The 13,965-nt window shown below is 61.9% G+C and carries 13 protein-coding genes; 7 read left to right on the forward strand and 6 right to left on the reverse strand.

From position 1 onward, the window contains the following. The first annotated feature begins 155 nt into the window (after positions 1-155). From M1E17_RS19820 to M1E17_RS19850, 7 genes are read left to right on the forward strand one after another with little or no spacing between them, the layout of a single operon-like run. On the forward strand, positions 156-1,085 hold the full coding sequence (locus tag M1E17_RS19820; protein ID WP_457963627.1) for an ABC transporter substrate-binding protein: 930 nt from the start codon (positions 156-158) through the stop codon (positions 1,083-1,085). An 8-nt stretch (positions 1,086-1,093) separates the two neighbouring features. Then, the gene (locus M1E17_RS19825; protein WP_457963628.1) at positions 1,094-2,032 is read left to right on the forward strand and encodes an amino acid ABC transporter permease; all 939 of its coding nucleotides are present in this window, start codon (positions 1,094-1,096) and stop codon (positions 2,030-2,032) included. Next, the gene (locus M1E17_RS19830; protein WP_457963629.1) at positions 2,029-2,796 is read left to right on the forward strand and encodes an amino acid ABC transporter ATP-binding protein; all 768 of its coding nucleotides are present in this window, start codon (positions 2,029-2,031) and stop codon (positions 2,794-2,796) included. Before M1E17_RS19825 ends, M1E17_RS19830 begins: the two co-directional genes overlap by 4 nt. Before the next feature lie 2 nt (positions 2,797-2,798). Further along, on the forward strand, positions 2,799-3,950 hold the full coding sequence (gene solA, locus M1E17_RS19835; RefSeq protein WP_457963630.1) for an N-methyl-L-tryptophan oxidase: 1,152 nt from the start codon (positions 2,799-2,801) through the stop codon (positions 3,948-3,950). A 36-nt stretch (positions 3,951-3,986) separates the two neighbouring features. Beyond that, positions 3,987-5,441 (forward strand): NAD-dependent succinate-semialdehyde dehydrogenase, encoded by a 1,455-nt coding sequence (locus M1E17_RS19840; RefSeq protein ID WP_457963631.1) that lies wholly within the window; start codon positions 3,987-3,989, stop codon positions 5,439-5,441. A gap of 19 nt (positions 5,442-5,460) precedes the next feature. Beyond that, the gene (locus tag M1E17_RS19845) at positions 5,461-6,165 is read left to right on the forward strand and encodes a GntR family transcriptional regulator (protein ID WP_457967853.1); all 705 of its coding nucleotides are present in this window, start codon (positions 5,461-5,463) and stop codon (positions 6,163-6,165) included. A 44-nt stretch (positions 6,166-6,209) separates the two neighbouring features. Further along, positions 6,210-6,884 carry a GntR family transcriptional regulator gene (locus M1E17_RS19850; RefSeq protein WP_457963632.1) on the forward strand — a complete coding sequence of 225 codons (675 nt, stop codon included), beginning with the start codon at positions 6,210-6,212 and terminating at the stop codon, positions 6,882-6,884. A 72-nt stretch (positions 6,885-6,956) separates the two neighbouring features. On the opposite strand, the gene M1E17_RS19855 is transcribed toward M1E17_RS19850, so the two are convergent. The 6 genes from M1E17_RS19855 to M1E17_RS19880 all read right to left on the reverse strand — a co-directional run bounded on the left by M1E17_RS19855 (position 6,957) and on the right by M1E17_RS19880 (position 13,783). After that, positions 6,957-7,943, reverse strand: coding sequence for a D-2-hydroxyacid dehydrogenase (locus M1E17_RS19855; RefSeq protein ID WP_457963633.1), 987 nt, complete (start codon positions 7,941-7,943; stop codon positions 6,957-6,959). Beyond that, positions 7,940-9,493, reverse strand: a complete 1,554-nt coding sequence (locus tag M1E17_RS19860) for an aldehyde dehydrogenase family protein (protein ID WP_457963634.1) — start codon at positions 9,491-9,493, stop codon at positions 7,940-7,942. The genes M1E17_RS19855 and M1E17_RS19860 overlap by 4 nt, the downstream gene beginning before the upstream one ends. 18 nt (positions 9,494-9,511) lie before the next feature. Then, positions 9,512-10,789, reverse strand: coding sequence for an NAD(P)/FAD-dependent oxidoreductase (locus M1E17_RS19865; protein WP_457963635.1), 1,278 nt, complete (start codon positions 10,787-10,789; stop codon positions 9,512-9,514). Positions 10,790-10,816: 27 nt separating this feature from the next. Beyond that, complete coding sequence (locus M1E17_RS19870) at positions 10,817-11,488, reverse strand: haloacid dehalogenase type II (protein WP_457963636.1); 672 nt, start codon at positions 11,486-11,488, stop codon at positions 10,817-10,819. 326 nt (positions 11,489-11,814) lie between these two features. After that, positions 11,815-13,134 carry a ParM/StbA family protein gene (locus M1E17_RS19875; protein WP_457963637.1) on the reverse strand — a complete coding sequence of 440 codons (1,320 nt, stop codon included), beginning with the start codon at positions 13,132-13,134 and terminating at the stop codon, positions 11,815-11,817. 82 nt (positions 13,135-13,216) lie between these two features. After that, positions 13,217-13,783, reverse strand: coding sequence for a hypothetical protein (locus tag M1E17_RS19880; RefSeq protein ID WP_457963638.1), 567 nt, complete (start codon positions 13,781-13,783; stop codon positions 13,217-13,219). Positions 13,784-13,965 lie beyond the last annotated feature (182 nt).

The raw sequence follows: 13,965 nt of genomic DNA on the forward strand, positions 1-13,965 counted from the left end.
ATACGGAACGAGAGCTGAGTCACAGCTCAGCTCATAGAAAGCATCAAGACCAACGCCGGCCTCACCTGTTGCATCAGAACGTGAGAAAAGGCCTTGGAAAGACTGCACCCGCTTCAGTCGGCATGTGCCGCTGAATCACTTTGAAGGGAAGCATCATGAAGACCATAAATAAGATCCAGACTGCGGCCGCCGGGCTCGCTGTTGTGTTGGCCCTGTCCGCTTGTGGCGGCGCGGCATCATCGAATGCCCCGGCGGCGGAACTTTCGAAGACGCAGAATACCCGGGATGTTTCCGAGGGGGTTCAGCCGGACGCTGCGGCGGTGGCGTTGTTGCCTGAGTCGTTTAAGTCCAAGGGTGAGATCACGGTGGCGATGGATCTGAGTTCCCCGCCGATGACGTTCCTCGCCGAGGATAACTCCACCCCGATCGGGCTGAACCCGGACCTGGCCCGGCTCGTGGCGAAGAAACTGGGGCTGAAGCTGAAGTTCGAAAACACCGCGTTTGACACGATCATTCCCGGGATCGACGGCGGCCGGTACGACTTCACCGCCACCACGATGTCCGCCACCGAAGAACGGCTCAAGGTCCTGGACATGATCAACTACCTCAAGGGCGGCTCGGCCGTATCGGTACCCAAAGGCAACCCGAACAACCTGACCAACGACACCTTGTGCGGCAAGAACATCGGCGTGACCAAGGGCTCCACCCAGCAGCTCAAGCACCTGCCGAACGTTTCGAAGTGGACCTGTGAGGAAAAGGGCCAGCCGGCCATTAGCGGCATCACGCTGCCCAACGTCCAGGAAGCCCTGACCCAGCTGGACTCCAAGCGGATCGACGGTGTCTTCTATGACGCCAGTGCCCTGGCCTGGGCCAACGAGCAGCAGCCGGACCACTTCCACATTCTGGAACCGCGGATTGATACCCGCACCAACACCAACGTCGCGATGGGCGTGAAAAAAGGCTCAGCGCTGACCCCGGCGCTGCAAAAAGCCATCCAGTCCGTCCTGGAAACCCCCGAATACAAAGAATCCCTGGAGTACTGGGGCCTGGGCGAATCAGCCATCACCGAAGCCGCAATCCGCTAGGGGCCTCCATGCAGCAAACAACCATTGAACGAAGCGGACCCGGCAAAAACGGGACCGACCCGGCGCTGAAACCCCGGCTCAAGCGGCGCAGCACCTTCGAATACGTCGCCTGGGTGCTCTGTTCCCTGATAGCCATCGGCATCCTGGCCTCGGTATCGACCAACCCGAACTTCAGGTGGGGCGTCGTCGCCCAGTACTTCACCCACGAATCCATCCTGCGCGGGCTGATGCTCACGCTCTTCCTGACCTTTGCCAGCATGGCCCTGGGAACCCTGTTGGGCCTGGGCCTGGCCGTCATGAGGGCCTCGAGCATCAAACCCGTCGCGGCCACCGCGGGGGTGTACATCACGATCTTCCGTGGCACGCCGGTGCTGGTGCAGCTGATCTTCTGGTTCAACGTCGCCGCGCTGTATCCGAACCTGTCCATCGGGATCCCGTTCACGGACATCAGCACCGCGATCGACGTCAACGCCCTGATGGCCCCCATCACCGCGGCCCTGGTCGGCCTGACGCTGAACGAGGGCGCCTACATGGCCGAGATCATCCGCGGCGGGTTCTCCTCCGTGGGCAAGGGCCAGATCGAAGCCGCAGACTCCCTCGGCATGAGCGGGTCGATGAAAATGCGCAAAGTCATCATCCCCCAGGCCATGCCCTCCATCATTCCCGCCACCGGCAACCAGGTCATCGGCATGTTCAAGGGAACCTCCCTGGTCAGCGTCCTTGGCGTCGCCGAGCTGCTCCAAAGCGCCCAGCTGATCTACGCCCGGACCTACGAGACCATCCCGCTGCTGCTCGTCGCCAGCATCTGGTACTTGGTCATGACCCTGCTGCTGAGCTACCCACAGTCCAAGCTCGAGGAAAAATACTCCCGCTCAACCTCCAGGCTTCCCCGGAAGGCCAAGAAAGCGGTTGTCCTGACAGAACCGGAAGAAGGTAACCTCCGATGAGCAACGACGGCACCATCCTCGCCCAGAAAATCCGCAAGTCCTTCGGACCCAAAACAGTCCTCAAAGACATCGACCTGGACATCGCCAGCGGTGAGATCTGCTGCATCATCGGCCCCAGCGGCTCAGGCAAATCCACCATCCTGCGCTGCATCAACGGCCTGGAAACAGTGGACTCCGGCGTCCTGAAAGTCAACGGCGAAGACTTCGGTTACTACGAAACCGACAACGCCTACCACGCCCTGCCACCCAAAAAACTCGCCGAACAGCGCACCAGGGTGGGCATGGTCTTCCAGTCCTTCAACCTGTTCCCCAACATGACCGCCCAGGAAAACATCATGTCCGGCCCCGTCCTGGTCAAAGGCCAGGACAAAAAACAAGCCGCCAAACGCGCCCACGAACTCCTCGCCAGCGTCGGCCTGGCCGGGTTCGGGGACTACTACCCCGCCCAGCTTTCCGGCGGCCAGCAGCAGCGCGTCGCGATCGCCCGGTCCCTGGCCATGGACCCGGAGATCATGCTCTTCGACGAGCCCACCTCGGCCCTGGACCCCGAAAAGGTCGGCGAAGTCCTCACCGTCATGAAACAGCTCGCCAAAAAAGGCATGACCATGGTCGTCGTCACCCACGAAATGGGCTTCGCCCGCGAAGTCGCCGACTCGCTGATCTTCATGGACGACGGCTACGTCATCGAACGCGGCGACGCCCGCGAAGTCCTCACCAACCCCAAAGAAACCCGCACCCAGGCCTTCCTGGAACAGGTTCTCTAACCATGGACGGAAAACAAACCATGGACGGAAAACTCGCCGTCATCGGCCTGGGCAGCATCGGCTCCATGGCCCTCTGGCAAGCCAGCCAACTCACCGACAACGTCACCGGTTTCGAAGCCCACACCCCCGCCCACGGCCGCAGCGCCGTAGGCGGGGACACCCGGCTCTTCCGCATGCTCTACCGCGGCAACCCCCACCTCTACCCCATCCTGGAACGCTCACGGGATCTCTGGGCCGAACTCGAAGCCGAAACCGGCCAGAACATCCTCACCCGCACCGGCGGACTGTCCATCGGCACCAAAAACGGCCCCTACCTCACAGCCCTCCTCGAAACCATCAAACAAACCGGGGCCGAGCACGAAATCCTCAGCCGCGAACAGATGGCCCAACGCTACCCCCAGCACAACCTCCGCCCCGACGACATCGCCGTCTACGACCCCCACGCCGGCGCCCTCCGCACCGACCGCGCCGTCACAGCCGCCATCACCGCAGCCCAAACCAATGGCGCAACCATCCACACCAACACCCCCATCGACACCATCACCGAAACCCCCAACGGCGTCCACATCACCTCCGGCGAGAAGTCCTGGACCTTCGAGAACGTCATCATCTCCTCCGGCGGGTGGTCCCGGAAGCTTATGCCGGAGTCTCTGCGGGCGCACACCCAGCCGAACAGGGTCTTCCTCACGTGGTTCGTCGCCAAAGATCCCGCGCTCTTCTCACCTGAGAAGTTCCCCATCTTCATCCGAGTCTCCGGAGACCACTCCATGTACGGCGCACCCGCCATCGACGGCGCCACGGTGAAGGCAACCCTGGACTTCCGGCCAACCCCCACCGAGAACCCCGATGCAGTTCCCCGGGAACTCACCCCGGCAGAGATCGCCGAGACCACCGAGACGGTGAGCGAGTTCTTCCCGGGCCTGTACCCCAACATCGTCCGGTCGGACGCGTTTCCTGACCTCTTTACCACCGACCGCAACCCCCTGGTGGGGCGATTCAGCGATGGCAGCAGGATCTACTGCGCCACAGGATTCTCCGGCGGCGGCTTCAAAAATGCCACAGGCTACGGCCAGATCGCCGCATACGAAGCCCTCGGCAAACGCACCTTTGACGGCTTGGACTTCGTCCGGCCCCAACGATTCAAAACCGGCTAACCCAGGAACCCTTCCCTCCGACACTGAAAGCGTGACATGAGTCTTTCCTTTGATCCCACCACTCTTCATACTGACTTGTTCATCGACGGTGCCTGGCGGAAGGCATCCAACGGCGCCACGTTCGCCGTCGAAAACCCGGCCACCAATGAAATCATCGCCCACGTCGCCGACGGCGGACCCGAGGACGCGGCCCTGGCCATCCAGGCCGCCGGCCGGGCCCAGGCAGCCTGGGGCAAGTCCACCCCGCGGGAACGGGCAGACATCCTGCGCCGGGCCTTCGAACTGGTCATCGCCAACACCGACCGGCTCGCCGCGATCATGACCGCGGAGATGGGCAAACCCCTCGCCGAAGCCAAGGGCGAAGTGGCCTACGGCGCCGAGATGCTCCGCTGGTTCTCCGAAGAAGCCGTCCGCATCGGCGGGGACAGCACCACCTCGGTGGACGGCAACACCCGGATCCTGGTCACCAAGGAACCCGTTGGCCCCTCCGTGCTGGTCACCCCGTGGAACTTCCCGCTGGCCATGGGCGCCCGCAAGATCGCCCCCGCCGTCGCCGCCGGCTGCACCATGGTCTTCAAACCCGCAGAACTGACCCCGCTGACCTCCCTGGCCCTGGTGGACATCTTCCAACAGGCCGGCCTGCCCGACGGGGTCCTGAACGTCGTCACCACCGCCAGCGCCGCCCCCGTAGTGGAGAACTGGACCAGCAGCGGCATCGCCCGCAAAATCAGCTTCACCGGCTCCACCGGCGTCGGCAAGATCCTGCTGCGCCAGGCATCCGAGAACGTCATGCGCTCCTCGATGGAACTGGGCGGCAACGCCCCCTTCATCGTCCTGGCCGACGCCGACATCGAAAAAGCAGTCGACGGGGCCATGAAAGCCAAAATGCGCAACATGGGCGAAGCCTGCACCGCCGCGAACCGCTTCTTCGTCCACCGCTCAGTCCTGGCCGAATTCTCCGAGAAGTTCGCCAAGAAAATGTCAGAACTCCAGGTCGGCAACGGCGCCCTCGCCGGAACCGACGTCGGTCCCCTGATCGAACAAAAAGGCCTGGACAAGGTCCAAAGCCTCGTCGCCGACGCCGTCGCCAAGGGCGCACGCGTCCTGACCGGCGGAAACCGCCCCGAAGGCCCGGGCTACTTCTACACCCCCACCGTCCTGACCGACGTGACCCTGGACGCGGACCTGATGAACACCGAAATCTTCGGCCCCGTCGCAGCCATCACCACGTTCGACAGCGAAGATGACGTGCTGCACGCAGCCAACGACACCGAATGGGGCCTGGTGGGCTACGTCTTCACCGAAAACATGGCCAAGGCCCTGCGCTTCTCCCAGGAACTCGAAGTCGGCATGGTGGGCATCAACACCGGCCTCGTCTCCAACCCGATAGCACCCTTCGGCGGCATCAAGCAGTCCGGCCTGGGCCGCGAAGGCGGCAAAATCGGCATCGAAGAATTCCTTGAGTACAAATACACCGCAATAGCAATCTAAGAATCATTTGGTGAAGGAGATGAGAGGATCCACAGCAGGCAAAGGCCTGTTCACCTTGGAAGGAAGGTCCACCGCGCAGCTGATCGCCGATCAGCTGCGCGAACACATCATCCAAGGCATTTTCCGCCCCGGAGACCAGATCAACGAATCAATCATCGCCGTCCAACTGAACACCTCCAGGAGCCCCGTCCGGGAAGCGGTGCAACGCCTGTGCCAGGAAGGCATTCTCATCAGCCGGCGCAACCATGGCGTGTTCGTGCTGGAAATCTCGGCCCAGGACAGCAAGGAAATCTACCCTGTGCGTGAAGCTATGGAAACAACCGCAGCAGATACCCTGCTCAACAGCAGCCCCAAGCACCTCAAGGAAACCTGCCGGGCCCTGAAAACAATCCTCAGGAACATGCAAAAGCGGGTTGACGCAACCAACAGGCAATCCATCGCCCAACTGGACATGGAGTTCCACACCACAATTGTGGCAGCCGCCGGCAACAGCAGAATGACCCGAATTTACGAAACCTTGGCCGCCGAATCAACGATGTGCATTGTTAACCTGGAGATCTCATACCCGGAAGCACAGACCTTGGTACAGGAGCACGAGAACATCCTCAACCTGCTCGAAACCGGCAACAGGGAGGAACTCCGGAAAGCCCTCAAAAGCCACCTGCAAAAGGCCGTCCATGACCTCGCCAGGCGGGACAAACAGATTGCAGCCAGCACTCCCTGAGTGGTCTACTGCACTACAGTTGACGATCCCTGTACCATGAAGGCATGGTTGAGCAGATAAAGATAGTCCATTCATCTACGGTGCAGCAGGTCGCAGATGGTCTCACAGCCATGATCCTTAGCGGGGGGCTGAAGCCAGGAGAACGGCTCAGGGAGAGTCTCCTCGCGGACAACCTGGGGCTTTCCAGGAACACCGTTCGTGAAGCCGTCCGCATAGTTCAAGCGGGCGGCCTTATCCGCCACCGCGCAAATCAGGGCGCTATCGTGTGGGACCCCACCGACGCCGAGATCATGGACGTCTATAACGCGCGGTACCACCTGGAGACCACTGCCGCGCGAAGCATCTCCGAAAGCACCTCCATGGACGAAGTCCACGCCGCCATGGAGGAGTTCCGGGCCGTTTTGAAGAGCGGAGATCCGTTCAAGATTGTCGAGAAGGACCTGGCGGTTCACAGCGCGATTGTCGGACTCCTCGGAAGCAAAAAGTTGAGGACCTTCTATCAGCAATTGGTGACCGAACTGAGGTACTTCATGTTTGTTCTTTCCATTGAACATCACGAGTACGAGGACCCGGACACACTCGAATCTGAGCACCAAAACATCGTTGATGCGCTTGACTCGCGAGACCCTGTCCTGGCGGAGAAGGTTGTCTCAGATACGATCATCCAATATCGGGAATCGATCCGGGAAATTATCGCCCAGCGGCACCAAGCAAGCTAAAGGGGCCGCAGGCCATCCTCCACTCGCGGCTGGTCAGCGCGGGATCTGTCAAGAAGCCCTAGGCCGTAGTGCCTAGCCGGCGGGGACGAATCCGAGTTCTTTGTCCACGATGTTTTCCAGTGGTTCGCCGTTGCAGTAGCGTTTGAGGTTGTCTACGAAGAGCTTGCCGAGGTCATCGAGGTAGTTCTCGGTGTCGCCGCACATGTGTGGGGTGATGATGACGTTTTCCATGTCCCAGAGGGCGTGTCCGGCCGGAAGCGGTTCCGGGTGGACAACATCCAGGGCGGCGCCGGCGATGGAGCCTGTGGTGAGCGCGTGGATCAGTGCTTCGGTATCAACCAGTTCCCCGCGTCCGACGTTGATGAGCCGGGCCGACTGTTTCATGGCATTGAGGACGTCAGCGCCGACCAGATTCTTGGTGTCGGCGGTCAGCGGCGCGGCCAAGACCACGTAGTCGTAGTCGTAGACAACAGTGGCGAGGTTCTGGGAGGAGTGGATCCGGTCAAAGTTCGTGTCCCCTGGCCGGGCTGTCCTTCCGGCGCCGTCCACCTTCATGCCCACGGCGCGGAAGAGCCTGGCTATTTCCCGGCCGATCGACCCGGTGCCGACCACGAGGGCGGTTTGGCCCTGGATTTTGCGGGTAGTCCGGTGCTGCCAGCGCTGTTCCTGCTGCAACCGGTAGGAGCCCTGGGAGTCTTTGGCCATATCCAAGACGAAGCCCAGCGCGAACTCGGCGATGGCCGTGCTGAGCACGCCGCGGGAGTTCGTGTAGGTCACGTTGCTGCGGACCAGTTCATCGAACAGGAGCTGGCTGACACCTGCTGCGGTGACGTGGATCCATTGCAGGGTGGAGGCGGCGCCCCAGTTCTCACGCAGTGCCGGCGAGAAGGAGTGCCACTGGTAGAGCACGTCGGCGCCGTCGAGGGCCTCCGCCAGGCCGTCTGCCTTGGTCAGCCGGACCTCTGCGAGTTCCTCGACCTCCGCCAGCCGGGGCGGGAGCGCCTCGCGGTAGAGGGCGGCGACGACGGGACGCTTGGGCAGTGGGGCGCCGGTCCTCATGCTGTCCGTTCCGTCAGGCCGCCCAGGACCTGCCAGCGGGCCGTTGACTGGCCGAGGTTGATGATGGTGTTTTTGGGTTCTGTCATCTCGCGGACCGCGTGGCTGACACCTTCGCGGCCGACCCCGGATTTCTTGAACCCGCCAAAGGGCATCGAGTCGATCCGGACGTCGCTGGTCTCGTTGATCACCACGGCGCCCACGTGCAGTTTCTCCGCGATCGCCAGGGCCAGGTCGATGGACTGGGTGAAGACCCCGGTCTGGAGGCCGAACTCGGTGTTGTTGGCCGCGAACACGGCGTCGCGGACCTCGATGAACGGCAGGATGCTGACCACCGGGCCGAACACCTCGTCCCGGATCACCCGGGCCTCCGAGGGCACATCGGTCAGGACCGTGGGCTCATAGTAGGCGCCCCGGCGGGTCCCGCCGGCGTGGATGGTGGCGCCGGCCGCTGTGGCTTCTTCCACCCATTCCTCCACCCGGCGGGCCTCGGCCTCGGAGATCAGCGGGCCCACGTCGGTTCCCCGGTCAAGCTTCGGCCCGGTCCGCAGCGCCCTCGTGCCCGTAGTGACCAGCTCCAGGACTTCCTCAAACAGTGAGGTGTGGACGTAGACCCGCTGGACCGACAGGCAGTTCTGCCCCGCGACGCCGAACGCGCCGGCCACGACGGCCTTTGCCGCGGCCTGCGCGTTCGCGTCGGAGCAGATGATCGTGGCGTTGTTCCCGCCGAGTTCGGAGAGGATCTTCTTCGCCCCGGCCGCCGCGGCGATCCTTTCGGCCGTGGCGGGACCGCCGGTGAAGGAAATCAGGTCAACGCCCGGGTCCGTGACAACAGCCTCGGACACGCCGGGCCCGGTCACGATCGCCGCGATCCGGCCCGCCGGGACACCGGCTTCCAGCAGCAGCTGGACAAAAGCCAGCCCCACCAGGGGTGTGCGCGTGGAGGGCTTGAGCAGGACGCCGTTGCCGCCGATCAGGGCCGGGCCCAGCTTGTGCGCCACCAGGTTCAAAGGATCATTGAACGGGGTGATCGCCGCGACGATCCCCACCGGCTTCCGGCTGTACCAGCCAATCTTGCCGGCACCTGCCATGCTGTCCTCAAAACCCAGGGTCTCCCCTGCCAGCTCCCCGGCAGCCGCCGCGGACAGCCGCAGCGTCTCGGCGCAGCGGCGCACCTCGCGCTCCGCCTCGGTGATGGTCTTGCTGCTCTCGGACGCGATGATGTTCGCGAACCGCTCAGCCTGCTCGCCCAAAAGCAGCACAGCCTTTTCCAGTGCCTGCCGGCGGGTACGCAACGGCCACTCACCCGCCTCAAGGTGACGGCGGATGTGGGCGATGGCACGCTCCACATCCTCTGGAGTGGAAGTGCACACCCGGCCGAGCAGGACACCGTCCTCAGGATCCCGCACCTCCAACGTCAGATCGGCGGTCTGCCACCGACCTTCTAAGAAGGCACCGCCAGGGAGGCGCGCCACGTCCGCCCGCGCGTCGGTCGTTCCAGTGGATCCGGTTGTTTCCGGGCGCGCGTCAAGAGCGTTAATGGATGGAAGCATGGGATTTCCTTCGTGGGCCTAGCTGAAGCGGTCGATGATTTTTGCGGCCCCGCCGATGAAGGGCAGGAACCACGGTGGGCCAAAGTGGCCTGGCACGGGCGGGTTCTTCAGGTCTTCCCACACGTTGGCGCTCTTGTCGCCGGCCATGTAGTGGGCCATCCGCTTGCCCATGTGCGCAGCCATCTGCACGCCGTGGCCGCTGTAGGCCAAGGAGTAGTAAAGCCCGTCGTGAACACCGGCGTGGACCATCTGGTCCATGGAAAGATCCACCAGGCCGCCCCAGATGTAGTCCACCTTGGCGTTGGAGAGGTACGGGAACAGCTCGAGCATGGCCTTACGGAGGATCTCGGCGCTCTTGACGTCCGAATCCGGGCTGGACAGTGCAAAACGGGCCCGGCCGCCGAACAGCAGCCTGTTATCCGGGGTAATGCGGAAGTAGTAACAGAGCATCTTGCTGTCCGACGCCATGCGCCTGTTAGGCAGGATCCGGTTGACCACGTCTTCGGGCAACGGCTCGGTGCAGATGATGAAGCTGCCCACCGGAATCACCCGGCGCTGCAGCCACGGTGTGACATTGCCGGTGTAACCGCTGGTAGCCACCAGGACCTGCTTGGCCCTGGTGATGCCCCGGGTGGTGTGCACGTCATGTACGGTGCCCGCAACCTTCTTCAGCTCCGTGACACCGGCTTCCTCGCAGATATCAGCCCCGGCGGTGACAGCCGCCCCGCCCAACCCATGCACAAACTTGCCCACATGCAGCCCTGCTCCCAGCGGGTCCAGCATGGCCCCCTGGTAGAAGTCCGTTCCGATTTCGCTGTGGATCTCGGACTTGGGGATAACAGTGACATGATGATCGGCCAGGGCGGCCATCTTCTCCTGCGACCTCAGGAAGCCTTCGTAGTGGGACTTGTGGAAGGCCAGCGAGAGCTTCCCGTCCCGCCTGTAGTCACACTCAATGCCATTGTCATGCACCAGCTTCTCGATGCTGTCGATGGCGTCGTTGTATTCACGGAACATCTCGACGGCACGCGTGGCACCGTAGCGCTTCACCGCCGTGCCGAAACCGATGGCCAACCCGGTCGTCGCCATTCCCCCATTGCGGCCCGAGGCGCCCCACCCCACGGTGTGGCGTTCGAAAACGGCAACGCTGGCGCCCTGCTGGGCAAATTCCAGGGCAGCGGAGAGTCCCGTGAAGCCGGCGCCGATGATGGCGACGTCGACGTTCTCGGGTACCGGGGTTCGCCGGTAGTCCCCGGACGGTTCGGCAGTGTCCAGCCAATAGGGGTTAAGTTTCACGGGTTGACCTTTCGCCTCGAAATCGGTTTAAAGACCGAGGTGCTTGTTGATCTCGTCCAGGGACTTAACCGCGTTGTAGTCGTATCCCCCGGTGATGGGGTCGTAGCCACGGTCCAGCACCCAGAGGTTACGGAAGCCCATGTCGTGCATCGGGTGCATGTCGTAGCGGGTGTGCGAGGCGATGTGCAGGAAGTCCTCGGGCTTGGCGTTCAGGGTGTCCAGCATGTACTCGAAAGCCTGGTAGCGCGGCTTGTAGGCCTGGGCCTGCTCAGCGGTCAACACCGCGTGGAAGTCAGCGCCGAGCTTGGGAATGCTGATCTCCAGGAAGCTGTCGTCGGCGTTGGACAGAGCCACCAGCTTGTAGTTGTCGCCCATGAGCTTCAGCGGAGCCGGCACGTCATCGTGGGCACCAAAGCTGCGCACAGCGTCAGCGAACTCCGCGCCCGCACCGCGGGTGGGCCCAATGCCAAAGAACTTGCATACGCGGTCAAAGGAATTCTGGAGGATCTCCTCGTAGGGCTTGTAGTCCCCAAGGACCTCGTCGAACCGGTACCCGCGGAAAACCTTCTTGAACGCAGGCCACTGCTCTTCGGGCAGACGGCCGGCGAGCAGCCGGCGGGTAGTGGAATCGGTATCCCAATTGATCAGTGTGCCGTAGATATCAAAGGAGATGTACTTCGGCCGGTTGGAGTCTGCCATGATTCGTCCGTTCATTGAAGTTTGAGAGGCCATGGGTGACCTTCTGTTCTTGTAGGTGTCTGAGCTCCACGGGTTCCTCTGGGGACTGATGAACTCCGGCAGCTCGATACGTCGACTTTAGAGCGCGCATTATCAATCTGTCAACAGTTGAACAGTTCAGCTGCAGCGCATTAAAAGCGTTGCAAAAGTGGACGCACGTGGGTATGGGGAAGCAGTTTAAACAGCCCCGCCCGCGGCGGCTACGATAACGAGCACGCCACGGGCGGTGGTGGGGTCCAGTGATCACCGAACCAATTGATCAAACGTTTCTTTCGCTTGCCGCGTACCTACACAGCAGCCTCGGCGAGCTTCTTGTCGCTTGAACGAGCGCTGCGCTTCCCATTGGCAGCCGGTGCGGCGCCGGCTCGTTCTTCCACGGCCTGGGCGGCAATGTAGAGACCCTCACGGTTCAGGTTTCGTGAGTAGGAGGAATCCAGGTACAGAGTCGGGAATGAATCCACCGAGTTCATCTCGGTGGCCTTGGCCAGGAGTGCCGGATACAGATGTGGCTTCACCGGGCCTGCCCCGCCGCCGAAGACATACGCGACCTCTGTGGTCGCACCAACGACGGCCAGAACGCGGCCGAACCGCTCGGTAACTTCCTTGGCAAAGAATCGCATCTCTTCATCGACGAACTGAGCGACCTTGTCGTAGAAGTTACGCTTCAATGGCGACGCTCCGGCCTGCAAGTACTCGGCCAACTGCTTGCGGGAAGTGAAGCCATGCGAGAAGCCCTGGTCCTCCATGGCTTTCAGCGCGTCATTAAGAACCGAACCGTAACCTCGGTTGTGCGTGGTGGAGGCGTCGGCATTGAACTCTCCGGCGGTGAACACGGGAAAATTTACTGTCCCTTCGCCGACATCGATGCCGACAGTGTGCTCCGCTGCCAGCACGTCAGCAGAGGTGATTCCCACCAGCGACAGGCCCCTGCGGCGGACATCGGCGAGCATAGCGTCCATCAACGGCTCACCTTTGGCAGTGATCGCATACTGGGCCGATGCGCCCTCGGGGATCACCTGTACATCAACGAATTTAAGCTTCACGGTGACCGGGGTCTCGAAGTTATGCACTGTAACCGTATGAGTGCCGTTCGTGAACTCGGCCGCATAGCTGGTGCGGTGCGAAATGTACTCGTTGATCGGCAGCGCAAGTGCTACCCGAGCCTCCACACTTATGGTTTCAATAGCCGGGGGCAATCCACCGTGCTTACGCACATAGTCACGCAGGGCCTTGGCGGCGAAAGCACCCATGACCAGGACCTTACTCAGCTCCTGCTGAGCCTTGCTGCGACGGCCCACCACGTCGAATTCATCAAAGGCACCTTGGGCGCTCAGGGCACGCAGGCCGAAGAGCCTGCGGTGATAATTGCTGACCAGAGGGGAGACGAAGCTGACGTCCAGCTCATTATAGAAGTTGCCTTCCAGTTTGGTTGGGGCTTCATCGTCAGGGGTCGGCAGAGCGTTCGGGCGCGTGATCGTTGACACGCCGCTTGGCAAGTCGATCTCGTCCACGTTGGTGGCACCTGATGCGCCGGCGCCGCGGATGAGGCCCTTGACATAGCCGTTGCCAACGTCGATGCCACCCGTGAGATTGATCGAAATGGTCATGAATGTGATCCCTTCGTGGAAAGTGCTTGATGTGGTTACTGAGTTGCCATACAAGAGAAAGTGCTGGGAGTTGTTACGGGAGTCAGCGCAGCATCGAGAAAATGTCGTTGACTTCAACCGGCCCGACAGAAGATTGCTCCGATTCAGGAGTGGCCGGGGAGGAAGTGTGGACGTCGTCCTGTTGTGGTGCAGACTTCGGAACCAGTGCCGGTGATTCCACTGCGATGCCCAGGATCGCGGGTTCGCTGTTTGTCTGCTGGCTGGGATCCGTATCCGCGGACGCAGCAGGCGTCGCCTTCTGCTGAACCAACGCAGACGGAGCCCCAGCCGTCTCTAAATTCCGCTCCGTCCGTGTTGATTCCCCTTCAGGACCAACAAGACGTTCCCGCGTGGGTAGTTGAGAAACTGGCCGGTTAATGACATCGACGTAGCCAAGGCGCTCGATGCTCTCACGGATCAGCATCCGAACAGATAGTGATGGGTTGTCCTGCAAATCCATCCACGCCAACACAGCCTCATCGGCTGCGGGGACGCTCAAGCGGAATCGCTGCGGCGGCGGTTTCACAGTTGATACAGCAGAAGTTTTTGACGTTTTCTTAGCAGCCGCCCTCGCTTTTGGTGCTGCTACCTTGCTCTGAAGATTCGTCATGGACCCTCCCCCCTCTCTTTCTCCGATTAACAAAAGTTCATGATGAGACCTGACTGAACCCCTCGCTCGGGGCCCTTAATCCACGCATGACCCGCTCCCGGTCAATTCTGGTCAGGAACAACCCAACCTTAGCCCGCAATTTATGGTGCAACTTACCGCCGCTACGACCGATCCGTGCGCCC

It is taken from the genome of Arthrobacter sp. D1-29, from assembly GCF_054130585.1.